Annotated in this window: 16 protein-coding genes; 11 read left to right on the top strand and 5 right to left on the bottom strand. The window is 56.4% G+C overall.

From position 1 onward, the window contains the following. The first annotated feature begins 32 nt into the window (after positions 1-32). On the top strand, positions 33-221 hold the full coding sequence (locus M2305_RS04935) for a YqaE/Pmp3 family membrane protein (protein WP_086634214.1): 189 nt from the start codon (positions 33-35) through the stop codon (positions 219-221). Positions 222-297: 76 nt separating this feature from the next. Here the strand turns inward: M2305_RS04935 and M2305_RS04930 are convergent, their stop codons facing one another. Beyond that, positions 298-1092 (bottom strand): SDR family NAD(P)-dependent oxidoreductase, encoded by a 795-nt coding sequence (locus M2305_RS04930; RefSeq protein WP_264648728.1) that lies wholly within the window; start codon positions 1090-1092, stop codon positions 298-300. A gap of 177 nt (positions 1093-1269) precedes the next feature. On the opposite strand from M2305_RS04930, the gene M2305_RS04925 reads away from it, so the two are divergent. The 7 genes from M2305_RS04925 to M2305_RS04895 all read left to right on the top strand — a co-directional run bounded on the left by M2305_RS04925 (position 1270) and on the right by M2305_RS04895 (position 10862). Further along, the gene (locus tag M2305_RS04925) at positions 1270-4893 is read left to right on the top strand and encodes a PAS domain-containing protein (RefSeq protein WP_264648727.1); all 3624 of its coding nucleotides are present in this window, start codon (positions 1270-1272) and stop codon (positions 4891-4893) included. 59 nt (positions 4894-4952) lie between these two features. Then, a complete protein-coding gene (locus tag M2305_RS04920; protein WP_264648726.1) occupies positions 4953-5792 on the top strand; it encodes an aldo/keto reductase in 840 nt (279 codons plus the stop codon). 100 nt (positions 5793-5892) lie between these two features. Next, positions 5893-6366, top strand: a complete 474-nt coding sequence (locus M2305_RS04915) for a flavin reductase family protein (protein WP_046900185.1) — start codon at positions 5893-5895, stop codon at positions 6364-6366. 156 nt (positions 6367-6522) lie between these two features. Beyond that, complete coding sequence (locus M2305_RS04910) at positions 6523-8724, top strand: TonB-dependent siderophore receptor (protein ID WP_264648725.1); 2202 nt, start codon at positions 6523-6525, stop codon at positions 8722-8724. Between the two features lie 10 nt (positions 8725-8734). Then, positions 8735-9004 (top strand): hypothetical protein, encoded by a 270-nt coding sequence (locus M2305_RS04905; protein ID WP_264648724.1) that lies wholly within the window; start codon positions 8735-8737, stop codon positions 9002-9004. After that, positions 9001-9309 carry a hypothetical protein gene (locus M2305_RS04900; protein WP_046900183.1) on the top strand — a complete coding sequence of 103 codons (309 nt, stop codon included), beginning with the start codon at positions 9001-9003 and terminating at the stop codon, positions 9307-9309. Before M2305_RS04905 ends, M2305_RS04900 begins: the two co-directional genes overlap by 4 nt. After that, a complete protein-coding gene (locus M2305_RS04895; RefSeq protein ID WP_264648723.1) occupies positions 9306-10862 on the top strand; it encodes a PepSY-associated TM helix domain-containing protein in 1557 nt (518 codons plus the stop codon). Before M2305_RS04900 ends, M2305_RS04895 begins: the two co-directional genes overlap by 4 nt. Here the strand turns inward: M2305_RS04895 and M2305_RS04890 are convergent. Both M2305_RS04890 and queF read right to left on the bottom strand, forming a co-directional pair. Next, positions 10857-11669 (bottom strand): aminoglycoside N(3)-acetyltransferase, encoded by an 813-nt coding sequence (locus M2305_RS04890; RefSeq protein WP_264648722.1) that lies wholly within the window; start codon positions 11667-11669, stop codon positions 10857-10859. The two genes, M2305_RS04895 and M2305_RS04890, sit on opposite strands and share 6 nt — an antisense overlap. A gap of 3 nt (positions 11670-11672) precedes the next feature. Then, positions 11673-12161 (bottom strand): preQ(1) synthase, encoded by a 489-nt coding sequence (gene queF, locus M2305_RS04885; RefSeq protein ID WP_046900909.1) that lies wholly within the window; start codon positions 12159-12161, stop codon positions 11673-11675. Between the two features lie 171 nt (positions 12162-12332). On the opposite strand from queF, the gene typA reads away from it, so the two are divergent. The 3 genes from typA to M2305_RS04870 all read left to right on the top strand — a co-directional run bounded on the left by typA (position 12333) and on the right by M2305_RS04870 (position 16983). Next, on the top strand, positions 12333-14153 hold the full coding sequence (gene typA / locus M2305_RS04880; RefSeq protein WP_086634249.1) for a translational GTPase TypA: 1821 nt from the start codon (positions 12333-12335) through the stop codon (positions 14151-14153). 275 nt (positions 14154-14428) lie between these two features. Next, complete coding sequence (locus M2305_RS04875; protein WP_046900907.1) at positions 14429-14728, top strand: hypothetical protein; 300 nt, start codon at positions 14429-14431, stop codon at positions 14726-14728. A gap of 149 nt (positions 14729-14877) precedes the next feature. Next, positions 14878-16983: a tetratricopeptide repeat protein gene (locus M2305_RS04870; RefSeq protein WP_264648721.1), complete on the top strand. Its 2106-nt coding sequence runs from the start codon at positions 14878-14880 to the stop codon at positions 16981-16983. A 105-nt stretch (positions 16984-17088) separates the two neighbouring features. Here M2305_RS04870 and M2305_RS04865 read toward each other — a convergent pair whose 3' ends face one another. Beyond that, the gene (locus M2305_RS04865) at positions 17089-18342 is read right to left on the bottom strand and encodes a D-amino acid dehydrogenase (protein WP_064273538.1); all 1254 of its coding nucleotides are present in this window, start codon (positions 18340-18342) and stop codon (positions 17089-17091) included. Positions 18343-18439: 97 nt separating this feature from the next. Then, positions 18440-19462 (bottom strand): NAD(P)/FAD-dependent oxidoreductase, encoded by a 1023-nt coding sequence (locus M2305_RS04860; protein WP_064273540.1) that lies wholly within the window; start codon positions 19460-19462, stop codon positions 18440-18442. Positions 19463-19470 lie beyond the last annotated feature (8 nt).

The following is a 19470-nucleotide window of genomic DNA, read 5'->3' as shown; positions in this document are numbered from 1 at the left end:
TGACGGACCCTGTTTTAGGAAAGGACTATTTTATGCGTCTCATTCTTGCCCTGCTTCTGCCGTGGCTGCAGTTTTTCACCATTGGTCGCCCGTTTGCAGGCATTATCTGCCTGTTCCTTCAGGTGACTGTTATCGGCTGGATTCCGGCTGCAATCTGGTCCGTGTATGCGTTGAGCCAGTATCGCACCGATCAGAAGCTGGCTGCTGCACGCCGCGGCTGAGCCTGTAACGCCCCATAAAAAAGCCCCGGCGTCGAAAGGCGCCGGGGCTTTTTTTTTATATTCTCAATTCGGGTCTTTAGATCGTATCGACTGTTCCACCATCAACCCGCAAAGCTGCGCCTGTCGTGGCAGAGGCGAGGGGAGATGCGGCGTAAACAACGATATTCGCGACTTCGTCGACTGTTGCCATGCGCTGAAGGATATTGCTTGGGCGGTGCTTCCGGACGAAATCCGCCGCAAGCTCTTCCACAGGCTGAGTGCTGTCAGGGTTCTGGGCCTTGAGCATGTCTTCTACACCCTCGGAGAGTGTCGGTCCTGGCAGGATAGAATTTACCGTGACATTCGTTCCCGCCATATCCTTTGCCAGACCGCGGGCCAGACCCAGCATGGCCGTCTTGCTGACACCGTAATCGATCATTTCCACAGGAATGTTGATTGCCGATTCCGACGCAATGAAAAGGACACGGCCCCAGTTACGCTCTTTCATGCCGGGCATATAGGCGCGGGCCAGTCTGACACCGGAAAAGAGATTGACCTCGAACAGCTTCTGCCAGCTTTCATCCGTGGTCTTGAAGAAGTCATTGGGGCCGAAAATTCCGGCATTGTTGATCAGAATATCAACTGCGCCTTCAGTGTTCACAAGCGTGTCACACCCTTCGGCAGTGCCAACATCCGCCACCACACTGCGGAAAGTGCCACCAGGAATACGTTCCCGCAGAACGTCCAGCGCTTTGTCTACGCTTTCCTGTTTGCGGCCGTTGATGATGACGGTTGCGCCAGCTTCTGCCAAGCGCCGCGCTATGGCGAGCCCGATCCCGCCAGTGGACCCTGTGACAAGGGCTGTACGACCACTCAGATCAATTCCAAGCATGGCGGGTTTCCTTCTTCATCGGATGGCACATGGCGAAGGAAACGCAGCACGCTCTTGATGGTCGCAAAGGTTTTATGGAAAAGAACTCTGGCGGGAGGCTGCGCTCCTGTGAAGATCTGTTAGTGTGAGGTCGGCCCTCGTCCATCCGGGAAAAGCGGCGTGACCGGGAGAGACAGCATGACGGCCGGTTCAGAAGTAGCGCAAGCCAGCGGCAACGCTCTTCCTCCTTCGATCGTGCATCAGATCAGAACAGCCCTTGAAGACTTCTCGGAGCATCTGCTGGCTTTGGCAGTCAGTCTGGGTGGTGGAGCTGCTGCTCTGGTTCTCCGTGACCATGATCGGGAGTGGGTCATTGTCTCTGGTGGAGACAGCCACTTTCTTGCCGAGCTTGAGGGTCAAAATCCTGAGGCTGTTTGCCGTCTTCCCGTTTATGAAAGCTCTCCTGAAGTCTGGTTGTGTGTCAGGCAGAAAACGCCAGGCCTGGAGAATGTCCAAGCCCTTTGCGCGCGCCATATTGCCAGGTCATTTCCAGTGGCAGACGGCTCCGGAGTGGCCAGTCAGCTTCATCGGCTGGATCGGCGTATCAGAAGAATGGCCGAAGCCGCGGAGATGGGTTTTTTCCGCTGTAATCTGACGCGTCGGCTTCTGTTTGGAGATGAGCGCTTTGCCCAGATCTGGGGGCTTCCCCCCGAACTGCTGATGCAGGGGCTTTCGCTGGAAGATGCATATGCCTGCCTCCACCCAGATGACCGCGCAGCATATGAAAGTGTTGCAGAAGACGAGCTGCGGGAAGAAGGCACTTTCGAATTCCGTTTCCGCATCGTGGTCTCACATGCGCAGGGTCCGACAATGGTGCGGCATCTGCTTATTCGCGGCTGGCGGGATGATGATCGGCCGGGTCACGATGATCTGTGCTCTGTCGGCGTGGTCATGGACGTTTCAAACGCCTCTGCCGTGGCTGAGGCGCTCAGATCCAGCGAAGCCTTTACCCATCTTCTTCTCTCCAGTTCGCCAGATTGCATTCATATTCTGGACATGGATGGATGCATCCGGTTCATCAATGCAGGCGGCATCGAGGCAATGGAACTCGACAGCCCGATTATCCTGCATGGTGTTCCCTGGGCTGATCTGTGGCGGGGGCAGGCCCGTATCATGGCCACTCAAGCCGTCAAAACGGCACTGAGTGGAGAGGCGGGACGCTTTCAGGGGTATGCCAATACCATGCGGGGGAACCGCCGCTTCTGGGATGTGGCCGTTACGCCGATTTTCGGAGAAGACGGGGACGTCCAGCGGCTTCTGGCGACGGGGCGTGATCTGACGGAAGTCAATCAATCCAGTCTTCGGCTCCAGCTTGCACTGGATGCAGGCGCCATTGCCGGAACATGGATGTGGGATGACAATTCTTCTCTCGTGATCGGGGATACGCGTCTGGCTGAAACGCTGGGCCTTGATGCAAAAGCGCTGGAGCAGGGCGTTCCTGTTACGGCGTTCTACGCTGCTATCGAGCAGGAAGATCAGGGGCGCGTTGCGGCCGCCATCACAAACGCCCTTCACACAGGCGGGCGATGCGATTTCGAATTCCGTGTCCACACACCAGCTGGCCCGCGATGGTTTGAAGGGAATGGGCGTTGCGATCTGACTGAAGACGGGCGACCGCTCCGTTTTCCTGGCATCGTGCTGGATATTGATCACAGCAAGAGACAGGCCCTTCGTCAGGCGGCACTGGTAGAGCTTGGAGATCGCCTGAGGGCACTGGAAAACGCTGATGAGATGGAAGGCGTCGCCGCGCAGATCCTGTGTCGCGAACTTTCCGTAAGCTGCGCCGCCTACGGAACAGTCGATGAGGCGGGAACGGGTCTGCTGATTGGTGCAATGCGGACAGTGACGCTGGGGTCAGGCAGTCATGTCCAACGTCAGGCGTCTATCCGCGGATTCCATGCATTCCGTGACTATGGTGATTATGGGCCTCTGTTGGCTCGCGGGCGTACTGTCGCAATTTCAGATGTGCGTCTGGATACTTTGACGCTTAAGCGTGTCGAACGCTTTGAAACCCTCAACATTCGTGCGCTTTTGAATGTGCCCCTGTTCAAGTTTGGCAGGCTCGTGGGTGTGATGTGCGTCTATTCCACTGTTCCGCATGTGTGGACCGAAGAAGAAATTGTCTTCACCCGCGCTGTGGCGGATCGCACCCATGCTGCCATGCGCCAGGCCAAGACCCAGCAGGAATTGCGTGAAATGAACGTCATGCTGGAGGAGCGGATCCGCCAGCGAACGCGGGAACGTGACCGCCTCTGGACCATCGCCAAGGACCTGTTCGTTATCATCAGCCGAAGTGGTCACTACATGGCTGTCAGTCCCTCCTGGTTGCGGGCGTTGGGCTACACACAGGAAGGTTTGATCGGGCTGAGGATTGAAGCCCTGTGTCACCCGGATGATCAGGGCGCCGTTTGTGAGGCGTTCGATCGGGTTCGACACAGCACGCCCTGGTCCGACGTCGCGCTGGACGTGCGGATGAAGCACCGGAACGGCACATGGCGGCTCTATAACTGGAACTTCAATAATGAAGGGGACACCATTTACGGTGTTGGCCGTGATGTCACCGAGCGCAATGATCTGGAAGAGCAGTTGCGCCAGTCCCAGAAAATGGAAGCCGTTGGCCAGCTAACGGGTGGTCTCGCCCATGACTTCAACAATCTGCTTGCGGGAATAGGCGGGAGTCTTGAGCTGCTTGAGACCCGACTGACGCAAGGTCGCACCATTGGTCTTGATCGGTATATCACTGCGTCGCAGGATGCGGTGCGACGTGCAGCCTCACTGACGCACCGTCTGTTGGCCTTCTCGCGTCGGCAGCCTTTGGATCCCGTGCCGACAGATGTGAATGGTCTGGTCAGTGGTCTGGAGACCCTTCTTCGCGGAAGCGTTGGCCCACTGGTGTCTATTCAGTTTGATCTGCAGCCAGGAATCTGGACGACACGGGTTGATGCCAACCAGCTTGAGAACGCCGTGCTTAATCTCTGTATCAATGCACGTGATGCGATGCGAGAGAGCGGCGGGACCATACGGATCGTGAGTGCTAATACATCTTTGGGGTCTGTAGCCAGCCACGAAGCCGGGGTGCCTGTTGGTGACTATGTGCTTTTGAAGGTTGAGGACAACGGTTGTGGGATGGCGGAAGAAACCCTGCAACGGGCGTTTGATCCGTTTTTTACGACCAAGCCTTTAGGGAAAGGGACGGGCCTGGGGTTGAGCATGATTTATGGTTTTGCCCGTCAGTCTGGTGGGCAAGCCCAGATCAGATCCCGGCCCGGAGACGGAACGTCTGTTAGCCTCTGGCTCCCTCGCTACAACGGGCCTGCTACTTTGTTACCAGAAGATGTTCCTGACGGTGATATTCTGACGAAAACGGCGTCTGTGCGGCTGTCTGGAAAGCTGGTGCTGATTGTGGATGACGAGGAAGCCGTACGCCTCATTGTCAGTGATGTTGTCGGAGATTTGGGGGCAAGAGTTCTGACAGCAGAGGACGGTATTTCAGCTCTGGAATTGTCAGATCGTTTTTCGAATGGCGTTCAGCCCAGCGTGATGATCACGGATATTGGTATGCCAGGGGGCATGAACGGGCGGCAACTCGCTGCGCGCATGAGAGACAGATTTCCCGATCTGAAAATTCTGTTCATTACGGGCTATGCGGAGCAGAATATTTTGGATGAAGGACTGCTTGAACCAGGCTGTGCTCTGCTTGTGAAACCGTTCAGCACAGAAGCTCTGGCCCGCAAGCTTTCACAGCTGGTGGTGCCAGCCTGAACTCAGCCCGCCAATCAGGCGTTTGATATGTAAGAACAAGATTTGAAAAGGAATTTCTGATGAACGATGAGGTGCCATATCTGGATAACCAGACAAGAATTACACTGAACGATGGCCGGATCATTCCGCAGCTCGGGCTGGGCGTCTGGAAGACGCCCCCTGAAGAAACAGCAACGGTTGTGCGGGAGGCTGTGAAGCTCGGATATCATTCTGTCGATACAGCGCGTCTTTATCGGAACGAAGATGGCGTTGGTGAAGCTCTGGCGGATTATCCTGATGTATTCGTGACAACGAAGGTCTGGAATGACGAGCAGGGCTACGACAATACGCTGCGTGCCTATGAGGAGAGCTGCCGGCTGCTGCGCCGTCCGGTTCTGGATATGTATCTCATTCACTGGCCGATGCCGGAGCAGGGTCAGTATGTGGAAACATGGAAGGCACTCGTGACCTTGCAAAAAGAGGGGCGCGTGAAGTCCATTGGAGTGTCCAACTTCGAGCCGGACCATCTCTCGCGTATTATGGATGCAACTGGCGTCGTTCCGGCGGTCAACCAGATTGAGCTTCATCCATTTTTCCAGCAGAAGGCGCTGCGGGCCTTTAACGAGCAGCACAATATCCGCACAGAATCATGGCGCCCGCTCGGGAAAGGGCAGGTGTTGGATAATGCGACGATTGGGGAGGTTGCCCGGAGCGTTGGTCGGACACCCGCTCAGGTCATTATCCGCTGGCATCTTCAGAACGGTCTGATCGTGATCCCGAAATCAGCGAACCCAAAGAGACTGGCTGAAAATCTGGACGTCTTCGACTTCACCCTCACGGAGAGTGACATGGCCGCGATTGAAAAACTTGATCGCGAAGATGGCCGTATGGGCGCGCATCCGATGACTGCCCGTTTCTGAAAAAGAGAGCGTCCAGCGGTTCCCTCGCTTCTGGTGACGGTCAGGGTTCTCCTGTAATGGTGCCGGAACCAAAAATTCCGACGATGGCAGGAGAGTTGTCATGACGACACTGAATGAGCAGGACTTTCGCCGGGCGATGTCCCATTTCGCAACGGGTGTCGCAGTTGTGACCGCCAAGGGAAGCGAAGGCGAACAGGGTGCAACCATCAGCGCCCTGACATCTGTTTCCCTTGATCCGCTCCTGCTTCTGATCTGCCTGCATCGTGGCAGCTCGACTTATAAAGCGATTGCTGAAGCCGGACGTTTTGGTCTGAGCATCCTGAACAACAGCCACAAGGATGTGGCTATGCTGTTTGCTAGCAGAACGGCGGACAAATTCGGGTCAGACGTTGTGGTGCGGGCGGAAGACGGCACGGCCTTCATCGATGGCGCACTGGTGCAGATGCATTGCGAACTCGTCGAGACGTTTCAGGGCGGGACGCACGCGCTCTTCATGGCGAAGCCCACGTCCATCACCGTTCGTGATGAAGCCCCGTTACTGTACTTCCAGGGTCAGTTAGGAATTGAAGCGTAACCATTCGCCTGCTTTGGTTACAGGGATATGACCTGTAGGTCATGATCTGAAAAAGTGATGGAAATTTCGAAGCTTTTTTCGAAATTCCTCATTTTTCGTTGTTGAGAATAATTATCATTAGTGTTATCTCCGCGCTCGCTTTTCGGAGATTTTGTGATGCGGGTACGGTCGTGTCTTATTCCCTGTGCAACGATGTTGCTGGGGCTGCCTTCGGGTCTGGTGCTTGCGCAGGAGCCGGAGAAGGAACGTCCGAGGCATTATCAGCACCCTCCTTCTGGACGCGAAAAAGCCGCTGAACATTCCAGGCATGCGGATCATTCCCCTGAACTGTCACGAGAAGAACGTCTGGAAGTGAAGGGCAGTCATGTCGGGTTGCTAGCGGCTGGCGGAAATGCTGCGACCAAGACATCCACGCCACTTGAAGACGTGCCCCAGAACCTGACCGTCATTACGCAGGCCCGCATGACGATGCTGAACGCCCGGAGTATTTCCGAAGCAGTTCGCTATGCGGCTGGTGTTTCCGATTATGGCTCAAAGGATGATCCACGCGGCTATTTCGGAACAATCCGTGGATTTTCGCCGGATATTTACCTTGATGGCACACGGACGCCGGACGCGACGACGTCTTTTTCCTACAGCATTGAGCCATGGGGCCTTGAGGAAATGGACGTGCTGCGGGGTGCTTCGTCCGCGCTGTATGGGTCGGGACAGCTTGGCGGCATTATCAATGCTGTCAGCAAGCGCCCGCGGTTGAATCAGCAAAATCAGGTGACGTTCCAGACCGGGTCTTACAGTCGTGTTCAGGGTGCGGCAGATGTGGGTGGAGCGTTGAACGCCTCCAAGACACTCCTGTGGCGCTTCAACGGATTGATCCGAAAATCCGACACGTATGCCAAAAACATCAAGAACAATGAGATTTATGTCGCGCCTTCCGTCAGCTGGCGTCCGGACAGCAAGACGGATTTTACGATCCTTGCCAGTTATGAGCAGGTCGATGGTGGGTCCACGTCCCAGTTTCTTCCCGCAAACGGAACGCTTTATGCGAGCCCATACGGCTATATTGCGCGCAATTTCCTGAACAGCGATGCAGACTATGATGTTTACTCAAAGCGCCAGGTTTCCATTGGCTACAGCTTCACACGTCATCTGACGCCAAACTGGACCATCAGTCAGAACATGCGTTACGCGCATATTGATGCATCATACCGATATGTAACGGCTGTTGCCCTGTCTGCTGACCAGAGAACTCTGACGCGTCAGGCTCTGCTGCAATCCTCAAACTACAACAATGTCACGCTGGATACGCGCTCAAACCTGAAGCTCAGGACGGGGCCTGTTCACCATGAGTTACTGGTCGGTGTGGATTTTCGCAGTGACTTTATGGCGTTCCGTCGCGGGCAGAAGACAGCGCCCTCTCTTGATCTGTACAATCCCGTTTACAATCCGATTTCCTGGCCGACCTACGGTACGACTACCAATACAAACGAGACAGAAACACAGACAGGCCTTTACGCGCAGGAACAGGCAGACTGGCATCGTTTCTACCTGACGCTTTCTGGCCGTGAGGATTTCACGCAAAGCCTGACGGTCAATAATCGGACCGGGGAGCAGACCCCTCAGCAGAACAATGCCTTCACCGGGCGTGTTGGGTTGCTTTACAAATCCGCCATCGGTCTGGCGCCATATGTGTCTTATGCAACGTCTTTTCAGCCGCAGGTTGGAACGACACGTGAGAACACGCCTTTTCTGCCGACACGCGGACGGCAGATCGAAGCTGGCCTGAAATACAAGCCCCCACATGGCACGCCCTGGGGCGAAGATTTCATGTTAACGGCTGACTTCTTCAATCTGGTCGAAAGCAATGTTCTGACGACTGACCCGGCTGATTCGACCTATGACATTCAGACGGGCGAACAAAGAACACGGGGCTTCGAGGCGGAGGGCGTGGGTCGACTCCCTTATAAGATCGATATGCTGGCGTCGTTCACCTATCAGGATCCTCGCATCACGAAAACGACTGTCGCGGCCCAGAAAAACCAGCGTCCAGTGGCCATCCCATCTCACATGGCATCCCTGTTCCTGAAGCGTGATTTCCATCTGGCCCGAAACTGGGTGACGGGTCTGGGCGCTGGCGTGCGCTATACGGGCAACACGGCAGGCGCACTGCCTGCGACCTTCACGGTTCCAAGCCAGCTTGTCTGGGATTTGCAGGCGCACATCGATTATCAGCGCTTCGGAATTCAGTTCAATGGCACCAATATTGCAAACCGCCACTACGTCGCCGCATGTACGCGCTCGGTTGCTTGTGCATGGGCGCCGGGGCGGGCAGTCTTCGTCACTCTGTCCTATCGTTGGTGAGCGACCGGTAGTGTTCGAACTCCTCTCTGTAGTCCTGACAAGTCTCGCGGCTGGACTGTTTTACCTGTCTGTACCGTCTCAGTGTCTGCTGCGCCGATCTCTTTCGTCGCGTAAGGGCTTATTGCCGGGGCTGCTCAGCCTGTTGGCTGCTTTGGGGGTGATGAGCCTGAGAATGCATTTTCTGACCGCACTGCTGATCGTCGGAACCGTGCTGATGCTGGCGTGTATTCTGCTGCCTCTGACGCTGGCGATTTTCAGGCCTCAGGGGCGCACATTGTGAGTGGTACGACGCAGCCCAAGCCATTGGATGGCACAGGATGGATCGGGAAGGTGTTGGCTGGACTGATACTCGGCGCCACGCTGGCTATCGGTCTGATGGGCATTTTGGGGCTGCTGTTTCACGCCGATGCCCAGCTTAAAACCGCAGCATCCCAGATTTTGCGCTGGTTTCCCGGGCCTGTCTGGGGGCTCGTAGTGGCATTTTCTTTCCTGTTCCGCTCACCCCGTCAGGCATGGCTGACGCTGGTTCTCGTCAATGCCGGGGTGTGGGTCCTGTTTTTCCTGCTGCATGGTGTCATGGCATGAAGATTCGCGGGGATGTCGTCCGGCTTTACCGGAATGTTCATAGCTGGGTGGGCATTATGGCAGGGCTATTTCTGTTCATCGCCTTCTACGCAGGCGGCATGACAATGTTTGAATTGCCGCTGGGGAACTGGGCCTCTCGCACAGCTACGTTGCCAGCGCCGGTTCCGGCAGATCGCCTATCCGAACTGGTGCAGAAGGCCGAGACGGCAGATCCGTCCATGATTGCCAACCATACTGTGGTTTTGCATCCGGATGAGACCAGTCCATCGAGCCTCATGTGGGTTGTCTCATCAGACAGGGACCATGGGCCTGCACGGACAGTTTATGCAGGTCTGGCCGCAGATGGCACACTCGTTACCCAGACGAGAACACCCTCGCAGGTAGGGTATTTCCTCAACATCCTGCATCAAAGAATAGGCCTTCCCCTGAACCGGGAATATGGGCGCCTCATCATGGGGATTGTGGCGCTCTTGTATGCTGTGGCGCTTGTGTCGGGCACGATTGTTCTGCTGCCCTCTCTGGTCCGTAATCTCTTTGCCGTCAGACTGACCGAAAATCTGCGCCGCATGTGGCTCGATTTCCATACGTTGCTGGGTGTTTGCTCCCTGCCGTTTCACATCGTGATGGCTGCAACGGCTGCTGGGTTTGCATTTCATCAGCCCATCATGGCGTTGGAAAAAACCCTGTTTCTGCCAGCAGTGTCCGCACATCCGCCTCAGAAAAATCACTCGCACCAGGGTGACCGGCCTCAGGCACTTCTTGAGCCGCTGGCGATTGTCGATGCCTTCCGAAAGCAGGTTCCGGGGCTTGAGCCGGACGCGCTGGCCTATTCCAGCCGGGGCGGGAAGCTGTCTTTGCACGTGACGGTACAGGACGCGGCACAGATCAGCCGTCGGCCGGATGGTGGGTATGGCGAGGTCAATCCTTACACAGGGCGCCTGATCTCAACTGATTTTCTGCCCAACCATCAGAAGCCGGCATTCCAGGCCCTCACGTTGATCTACGCTCTGCATTTCGGGACTTACGGAGGATGGTTGATCCGGTGGGGCTATGCCGTTTTGGGGTTTGGTGGAGCATTCCTGTTTTACTCAGGCAATCAGCTCTGGATCTCATCGCGCAGGCGCCGTGACCGCTCGGCTGGTCTGACGGAAGACGGCTTTGGAACGCGCTGCCTTTCGGCTTTGACAACAGGCTGCATGATTGGCTGCGTCAGCGGTGTATCCGCAGTTCTTGCTGCCACGCCTTTCTTGCCAGAAGGCGGCCACTACCAGGCAGCTGAGGCCCTGTTTTACGCGGTCTTTTTCATCTGCCTCACTGTCGCTGCGTGTTGGGGCGGAACGAGAAGTCTTCGTTCCCTTCTAACTGCGGCTGGCGTGCTGACCCTGCTGATCCCCCTGACGGACATGACACGCTCTCTGACGTCGGGAGAGGTTACGTCCTTGGCTGCGAGTGTGGATGGTGTGGCGCTTGTTTATGGAGTGGTTCTCATTGTGCTGGCCCTCAGAAAGAGCCCGCACAGGGGGACTGAAATACGCATCCCGGTTACGTCATAAGGGGGACGGTAAGCTCCACATTTCCACGGCCGTATCAACGGCCTGCGCAACTGGAAACAGCCGCGAGGGGGCCGCCCCGACATGGCCATGTTGCAGCATGGCCTGCCCATCCAGTTTTGCCCCTACAGCCGGAAAGCGCTCCACATTCGTTTGCGGCATGCGGAACCGGACCCAACGACGTTCCCCATCCACCAGCAGAGTAGTTCCGTCTTCAAACGTGGGGCCATGCGGATCTGAGAGCCGTTCCGCCAGATGAAGTGCCGTACAGGTTTCCCAGCCTGTGCCGATCATCAGCACGTGAGCGCCGCACTGGTTCAGAACCGCGAGAGGTGAAACAACGCCAAACGGGTCTTCAAGAGGCTGGCTGGAGAGGATGTCTGCAGCGCGTGGACCCCGGGCTGTAAAGGACACCTGCGGATGCAGGCTTCGGAGCGTCCCAGGCCACGTGCGGAAGGTCTCGGCAACTGTGCCAATGCCCCGCGTGGAGGTTGTGCGGGGATCGAACGCAGGCATGCTGGCCCGGATCGTGTCCCACCAGGTCTGTGGAACGGGTGGATCACACCATCCGGCGGGATCGCTCAGGTCCGAAGACTGCGCAGGCATGACGATCGTGCCTTCCGGCCCCACAACCTGAAGAAGAGCCTCGATAACACTTCTTGCCCCGCCACAGATCCAGCCAATACGGCTCATGGCCGTATGAACCAGAACCGTCATGCCGGGTTCAAGGCCAATCCGTCTGAAATCAACCGCCAGCCGTGCCTGGGTGACAGGCCCGCGGGCACGGGCAATGGCAGCCGCTTCAGTCATGTCTCAGCCACGGCCCCGATAGCCGGGAACGTCCTGTGAAGGAATCCAGACGCCTGCTGGCGGTTCACCTGTCTGCCAGAAGACATCGATTGGAATGCCGCCGCGGGGGTACCAGTAGGCTCCGATGCGCAGCCATTCCGGATCGAGCAGTTCGACAAGGCGTTCGGCAATCGCAACGGAGCAATCCTCGTGGAAAGCACCGTGGTTGCGAAAGCTGGTCAGGTATAGTTTGAGAGACTTGCTCTCCACGATCCATTTGCTCGGGATGTAATCGATGACGATGTGCGCGAAGTCCGGCTGGCCTGTCACGGGGCAAAGAGATGTGAACTCCGGTGCCGTGAAGCGCACAACGTATTTGCGACCCTGATGAGGGGAGGGCACACGCTCCAGAACGGCTTCTTCCGGGCTGTTTGCGGCAGGCGTGTTACGGCCAAGTTGGCTCAGGGCGTCAGTTCCCGGGGCGGAAGGCCCCGTTGGATGATGGTCAGACATGGTGGATTCTTCTCGCGGAAAGACTGTGTTTTCCGAAGATGTGGACCAGCTTTGCGCCTCACTCAACCCGGCCCCTTTACGAAAAGACTGCGACAGAGTTTGCATATTCGCGGGATTCGGTGCAGAAGACGGCGCAAATTCTCATCTTCGATGCACCGTCTGGAAGACCAAATGGAAATCCGTAACATCGCCATCATCGCGCACGTCGATCATGGCAAAACCACGCTGGTTGACGCGCTCCTCAAGCAGTCCGGCTCTTTCCGCGAGAACCAGCACGTTGCTGATCGCGCGATGGACAGCAATGACCTCGAACGCGAGCGTGGCATCACCATTCTTGCCAAGTGCACATCCGTTGTCTGGAAAGACTCGCGTATCAACATCATTGATACGCCGGGCCATGCTGACTTCGGTGGCGAAGTCGAGCGTATCCTGAGCATGGTGGATGGCGCGATCATCCTCGTTGACGCTGCTGAAGGCGCTCTGCCGCAGACGAAGTTCGTTCTGGGCAAGGCTCTGGCCCGTGGCATCCGCCCGATCGTGGTCGTGAACAAGATCGACCGTAGCGACGCGCGTCCGGACGAAGTGCACGAAGAAATCTTTGATCTGTTCGCATCCCTGGGCGCTGACGAGCACCAGCTCGACTTCCCGATGCTGTACGCTTCCGGCCGTCAGGGCTGGGCTGATCTTGAGCTGGACGGACCGAAGAAGGACCTGTCCCCGCTGTTCGATCTGGTTCTGCGCCACGTCCCGACGCCAAACGTCGACAAGGATGCGCCTTTTGGCATGGTTGCAACCATCCTTGAGAGCGACAACTTCCTTGGCCGCATCCTGACGGGTCGTATCGACCAGGGCCGTGCGAAGGTGAACATGCCGGTTCGCGTGCTGCGTCCGGACGGAACGGTTGTTGAAACTGGCCGTCTGACCAAGCTGCTGTCTTTCCGTGGTCTGGACCGCGTGCCGGTTGATGAAGCCGAAGCTGGTGACATCGTGGCCGTTGCTGGTCTGTCCGAAGCAACGATTCCGGACACGATTGCTGATCCGTCCATCAGCGAGCCGCTGCCGTCCCGCCCGGTTGATCCGCCGACCCTGTCCATGACCTTCCGCATCAACGATGGTCCGCTGGGTGGCCGTGAAGGCAAGAAGGTTACGTCCCGTCAGATCCGTGACCGTCTCTTCAAGGAAACCGAAGGCAACGTGGCCATTAAGGTTACGGAAAGCCCGGAAAGCGAAGCTTTTGAAGTTGCCGGTCGTGGTGAACTTCAGCTTGGCGTTCTGATTGAGCAGATGCGTCGTGAAGGCTTTGAGCTGACGATCGGTCGTCCGCGCGTTCTCTTCCGTGAAAACGAAGAGACCGGCGATCGTGAAGAGCCGTTCGAAGAAGTTCTGGTCGACGTTGACGAGCCGTATTCTGGCGTTGTCGTCGAGAAGATGTCTCTGCGTAAGGGTGTGATGCAGGACATGCGTCCGTCCGGTGGTGGCAAGGTTCGTCTGACGTTCCTGATCCCGTCCCGTGGCCTGATCGGCTATCACGGTGAGTTCCTGACCGACACGCGCGGTACGGGCCTCATGAACCGTCTGTTCCATGGTTATCTGCCATATGTCGGCACGATCGAAGGCCGTCGTAACGGCTCGCTGATCTCCGCTGAAGACGGTCAGACAACGCAGTATGCGCTGTTCGCCCTTCAGGATCGTGGCACGATGTTCGTGGACGCTGGCGAGAAGATTTATACAGGCATGATCCTGGGTGAGCACTCCCGCGAGAACGATCTGGACATCAATGCGGTCCGTGAAAAGAAGCTGACCAACATGCGTGCATCCGGCAAGGACGAAGCCCTGCTTCTGACGCCGCCGCGCCGTATGAGCCTTGAGCAGGCCATCGCCTACATTGAAGACGATGAGCTGGTTGAAGTGACGCCGTCCGCCATTCGTATCCGTAAGCGTTACCTGGATCCGAACGAGCGTAAGCGCGCTTCCAAGAGCCGCGAAAGCTGATCTTTCCCATCAGGGAATAGATTTCGAAGAACGCGCACCGGGTTTCCGGTGCGCGTTTTTTTATGGCTGAGAGTCGAGAGGCAAGAAATCAGGAAGTCCTCGACGGGACTTTGGCGGAATTGAGGCGTCTTTGCGAAGAGGAACCTCTATCCCCCTGAAATTTCATAAAGTTAATGCACGACGAAGACGCGCACTGGTGCTAATTTCAAAGCATGGCCACTTCGAGTTTTCTGAAATGTGGTCCGTTTTTCAGTTCTCTGGAGCTTCGTTCTCAGATGCGCCTTTTCAATCGTTCCCTAATCGCCGCCGTTTCTGCTCTGGCCCTGACAGCTGCTCCGGCTTTCGCTGATCCAGTGTCTGCTCCGGTCGAAGCAACGCCTGCTCCGACGGCCCCTGCCGCTCCAGCAGAACCGGCTGCGCCTGCCGCCGCTCCGGAAGCAGCATCCACGGATGCCGCAACGTCTGACAAGACGAGCACCACGAAGAAGCATCATCACAAGAAGCACCACCACAAGAAGCACAAGAAGGCTGCTGCTGCTGCCTCCACGACGGATGAAGCAGCACCGTCCAACTAATGGCGGCTTACCCGGTTTTACCGGGTGGTAAGTAGAGGAAAGCGGGATCGGCGCAGGCTGGTCCCGCTTTTTTTGTTTTTACTGTACGGTTACCCCAGACTTGTTGCGTTCAAGATTATCGTCCCGTCAATTTTCCGGATTTGGATTGCATGACTTCTTATCTTCTGTCCTGGCATGGAACACTGCTTGCCAGCAGGGAAGCCTGCCTCTGCACAGCATCCTTTGCAGACGTCTTGCTAAAAGTGGTCGCACCAGTTCTGGTAGAGGACGGCTATGAAGTGACACCTGCCCGGTCTGGGCTCGTGCTTCGCGAACTGCCTGACACAACACGACCTTTGTGTGTTCTGAGGATGGGGACAGAATTTCTCTCCAGCCGGAATTCCATGGATCTGGACTGGACGGGGCATCACATGGACTGGGAGAGCTTTCTTCCAATCCGGGCATCTCTCATTCCTGTCCTTCATGCTCTGCTGTCGCGCAGATGGTCTATGGGGAAAGGGCCTTTGCACCTCCCATATATTCGTGAATTTTCTCTCGTAATTGGGGAGCAAGCATGGCCTCTCGAAACTCTGATGGCCACGAGAGAAGATGATATCGTTCTCTTGGAAACTGAAGGCGAAGAGACCGTCTGGATCTTGGAATCTTGCCCGCCCAAAGTCTTATCTCAACTGTTGAATGCCCTGTCTGAGAGTCTCATGGGTATTGATTCAACGTCCGAAACTGAATGGCTGAACAGGCAAATTCTCAAAGTTTCCGTCGCTCCGCATGAAATCATTCATATTCTGTATCTGGCGTTGATGTGCGCAGAGCAGGGGCGATTGGATTTTGCCCAGGAATTTTTGAAATGTGCCCGACTGTATGATGAACGTCCTGATCTCATCTACTTTCAGGCCATTCTGTCGGAGCGGATGGGAGATCATGCTGCCGCGACAGCGCACCTGTCTCAGGCGCTTGCACAGCAGTTCTCTGATCCGAGCATAATCAGGCAATTTGGGTATCTTGAGACCAGAATGGCAGAAGGAGAGAACATGCTTCTTCTTCTCCCGGAACTGATGCAACAGGTTTCAGGAAGTTGTTTCGATCCTCTTTTTGATTCCCTGCTGCTCCCCCAGAAAATGGCCACAACAAATAATCAGGATGTGGTGCAGGCCTACAGTCTGATGTTTGAGCAAACCTGTTTCAGTAAAGGCCGAGACCGTGGCCTGGAGCTTTTGCGGCATGAGCAGACATGTAATGGCATCCGTTACTGGAGCGAGATTTGTTTAGGGCATGACGCGTGGCTGTCCGGGGATCGAACTGCCGCAGACAGGCATTATGGCGAGGCCAAGACCCAAGCCATCGAAACCGGCATCATGCCAATTCACTATAATTGCGGTGTGTTTTCGTGGCTGCCTGAAAATGAAGTTACAGGCCTTGAAGACAAAGTCGTGGAAGACCGTCTTGGAACCTCAGGGTGGACTTGGAGGTCCAGTGTTCTTCCGGGGCAGGAGGACGTTCAGCCAGAGCTTTGTCTGGTTTTCGGATGTGATACTGGATACTTCCAGTTCATTCCCAAGCTAGTTCTGTCTCTGCTGAAGGTGTGCATGGCCCGACCGAAGGGTGGCCGCATCCGGCTCTGTCTGGGTATCGATAGCCCGACGAATGAACAGTTGGACTGGTTGGAAGAGATAGTCAGTGCCTTGTCAGTGCATGATTATGGGCTTGATTTCACCTTCGCGCATGGCCCGCTGACCTACCGCGACGGTGCAACCTATACGGCCATTCGATACCTGATTTTTCCGGAAATTGCCGAGCGCTGGAGCTGTCCGGTCATTACCGCAGACTGTGATGGCTACTTTCCGTCAGATTTTTTGATGCTCTGGGAAGAGATGAAAGCCACGGCAGATTATGGCTTCCGCCTTTATGCTTACGATAAGGCCGGGCATCAGTTTTTTGGAGAGCCGTGGGGTTTTGGGGCTGGTATCTCCTACTTTGGGAATGCGGAGAAAGTGCCCGACATCGCCCGTTTCCTGCATAATTATCTTCAAATTGCCTACAATCCGGATAATCCGACCAACTGGTGTATCGACCAATGCGCTTTAGTGCAGGCTTACAAGCAGTTTGTAGCACCGGATTGGGAGACGTTGCGTATTCGCTTTATGGATGACGGAACACCTTTGATGGTGATGCCCCATCATGTTGGTGGCAAGCAGGAGCTGCTTGAGCACGAAGGCACAGTGTCCGCAGAGGACGTTCAGGCTTTTCTGTCCGCCTGAGGGGAAGAGTATGGCTGAAAGCTGGTTCTGGCAGATCACGTCAGATCGGTCTGCCAGAGAATGAACGCTGCTATCAGCCTTTATAAAGCTGATAGCAGCATTGTTTTACAGGTAGCGATCGAGAGAGAGATCCAGTGACGGGATGGCCGTCTGTCGGCCGGAGATCTGGTCTGCAACGATCTGGCCGGAGCCCGCTGCCATCGTCCAGCCAAGCGTGCCGTGACCGGTGTTAAGCCATAGATTGCCGTAGCGCGGAGCTGGCCCGACGATGGGTGTGCCATCTGGCGTGCAGGGACGCAGGCCGGTCCAGTAACGGGCGGCGGAGAGGTCGCCGCCGCCGTACATCTCGTTGAACGACAGTTCCAGCGTTTCACGACGGTCCGGGCTCAGGCGTAGGCTGAAGCCAGTCAGTTCGGCTGTTCCGCCAATACGGATGCGATCTCCGAGGCGCGTGATGGCAACCTTGTAGGTTTCATCATTCACCGTGGATACCGGCGCACGGCTCTCGTCTGTGATTGGCATGGTCAGGGAGTATCCCTTGACCGGATAGATCGGCAGACGCAGTTCCAGCGGCTTCATCAGACGCGGGGAGTAGCTGCCAAGAGCCAGCACATACGCATCTGCTGTCAGGCGCCCAGCGCTGGTACGAATGCTCACGATGGATTTGTCAGCCGCTTCGATGGCTTCAATCGTGGTGCCAAGACGGAACTTCACACCCTTCTGCTCGGCCATGGCGGCGAGACGACGTGTAAAGAGATGCGCATCACCCGTCTGGTCGCCTGGAAGGCGGAGGCCACCGCGCAGGCGATGGCGGGCATGGGCCAGACCTGGCTCATGCGCAATGATTTCATCGACGTTCAGAAGCTGATGATCCACGCCGCTTTCTGCCAGAAGACGCATGTCCTCGGCTGCGTGTTCAACCTGGGCATCCGTCCGGAAAAGCTGGATCAGACCCTTTTGGTCACCGTCATACGCGATGCCGGTTTCGTCGCGCAGGGCGTCGATTTTATCGCGGGCATACTCCGCAATCCGAAGCATACGGCTCTTATTAATGTCGTATGCTTTTTCCGAACAGTTCGCGAGCAGCTCGCCCATGAAGCGGAACATGGCCGTATCGAAGCGCGGGCGGATGATCAGCGGGCTGTGTTTGCTGGTCATCCATTTGGCGACTTTGAACGGCAGACCCGGCATGGCCCATGGTGTCGAGTAACCAGGGGAGACCTGACCGGCGTTGGCGAAGGACGTTTCAAGCCCTACGCCAGGCTGCCGGTCAATAACCTCAACTTCATGACCTTCCTGAGCAAGGTACCAGGCGGTTGTCACGCCGATGACGCCGGCGCCCATGACGATGATTTTCATGACAGTTCTGCTGCTTTCCGATTGGTAGAAAACCGTATTTTCGATTTGGTACCGATCAGATCAGCACCAGCGGAAACGGTTGTCTACCCCCGGCTTTTCAGCCCGGAACGCCCTTGCTGGTGGAATATTCGAAGTGCAGGGCTGTATCCGGATGAACTATGGCGTGAATGGCATGAACTGCCATCGCACCTTCAGAAAATCCCTGAAGAATTAATTTAAGCTTACCAGGATAGGTTGCCACATCGCCGATGGCGAAAATGCCCGGTGTGCTGCTTTCCAATGTCGCCGGGGTGACCGGAACCGTGTTGCGATGCGTGTCCAGACCCCAAAGAGCGATCGGGCCGAGATCCGTGGAAAGACCATAGAATGGCAAAAGCGTGTCAGCTTCCAGATGGCGGGATTCGCCAGCCAGAGTGGTGACTTCCACCGCAGAAAGCTGGCCGTCCGTACCGTGCAGGGCGTGAAGCTGGTACGGGACGACCTTTTCAATGCGGCCTGCTTTGATCTGATCGTCGATGCGGGACAGTGTCTCCGGGGCACCGCGGAAGCGGTCTCGGCGATGCAGCAGATAAATGTGCTCAGCAACATCTGAAAGCGATAGAGCCCAATCCAGAGCAGAATCGCCACCACCGGCAACGACAATTTTCTTGCCTGCGAAATCAGCGCGCTTCTTGACGTAATACTGAACTGCACCCGTGCGCTCGTACGCTTCCAGTCCGTCTAGCGGTGGGCGGTTCGGACCGAATGCGCCGGCACCAGCGGCGATGATGACAGCCTTGGCTTTCACGGTGTCGCCACGTGCTGTGGTGAGCGTGAAGTCTCCACGGTGGCCCGTCAGGGTTTCCACGCGGGAGCCAAGCAGACGGGGAACGTCGAACGGTGCAATCTGCTGATCCAGCGCTTCGATGAGTGCGCCGCCCTCAATGGAAGGGTGCGCCGGAATGTCATAGATCGGCTTTTCCGGATAGAGCGCCGCGCACTGACCACCAATGCTGTCGAGCGCGTCAATCAGGACGCAGCTCAGTTTGAGCATTCCGCATTCAAAAGCTGCGAAGAGGGCGGTCGGACCGGCGCCAACAATTGCGACGTCGGTGGAGAGGGTTTGAGGTGAAATCGTCATATCTGTTT

It is taken from the genome of Gluconobacter cerinus (assembly GCF_025961355.1).
Lineage (GTDB): Bacteria > Pseudomonadota > Alphaproteobacteria > Acetobacterales > Acetobacteraceae > Gluconobacter > Gluconobacter cerinus.
This window is presented reverse-complemented; position numbering and strand designations above follow the sequence as displayed.

Excerpts from the sequence above, each read along its gene's own strand:
- M2305_RS04870 (WP_264648721.1), top strand. The coding sequence starts at position 14,878 with ATGACTTCTTATCTTCTGTCCTGGCATGGAACACTGCTTGCCAGCAGG.
- M2305_RS04915 (WP_046900185.1), top strand. The coding sequence starts at position 5,893 with ATGACGACACTGAATGAGCAGGACTTTCGCCGGGCGATGTCCCATTTC.
- M2305_RS04875 (WP_046900907.1), top strand. The coding sequence starts at position 14,429 with ATGCGCCTTTTCAATCGTTCCCTAATCGCCGCCGTTTCTGCTCTGGCC.
- M2305_RS04890 (WP_264648722.1), bottom strand. The coding sequence starts at position 11,669 with ATGACTGAAGCGGCTGCCATTGCCCGTGCCCGCGGGCCTGTCACCCAG.
- M2305_RS04910 (WP_264648725.1), top strand. The coding sequence starts at position 6,523 with ATGCGGGTACGGTCGTGTCTTATTCCCTGTGCAACGATGTTGCTGGGG.
- M2305_RS04930 (WP_264648728.1), bottom strand. The coding sequence starts at position 1,092 with ATGCTTGGAATTGATCTGAGTGGTCGTACAGCCCTTGTCACAGGGTCC.
- M2305_RS04925 (WP_264648727.1), top strand. The coding sequence starts at position 1,270 with ATGACGGCCGGTTCAGAAGTAGCGCAAGCCAGCGGCAACGCTCTTCCT.
- queF (WP_046900909.1), bottom strand. The coding sequence starts at position 12,161 with ATGTCTGACCATCATCCAACGGGGCCTTCCGCCCCGGGAACTGACGCC.
- M2305_RS04895 (WP_264648723.1), top strand. The coding sequence starts at position 9,306 with ATGAAGATTCGCGGGGATGTCGTCCGGCTTTACCGGAATGTTCATAGC.
- M2305_RS04920 (WP_264648726.1), top strand. The coding sequence starts at position 4,953 with ATGAACGATGAGGTGCCATATCTGGATAACCAGACAAGAATTACACTG.
- M2305_RS04935 (WP_086634214.1), top strand. The coding sequence starts at position 33 with ATGCGTCTCATTCTTGCCCTGCTTCTGCCGTGGCTGCAGTTTTTCACC.
- M2305_RS04860 (WP_064273540.1), bottom strand. The coding sequence starts at position 19,462 with ATGACGATTTCACCTCAAACCCTCTCCACCGACGTCGCAATTGTTGGC.
- M2305_RS04865 (WP_064273538.1), bottom strand. The coding sequence starts at position 18,342 with ATGAAAATCATCGTCATGGGCGCCGGCGTCATCGGCGTGACAACCGCC.
- typA (WP_086634249.1), top strand. The coding sequence starts at position 12,333 with ATGGAAATCCGTAACATCGCCATCATCGCGCACGTCGATCATGGCAAA.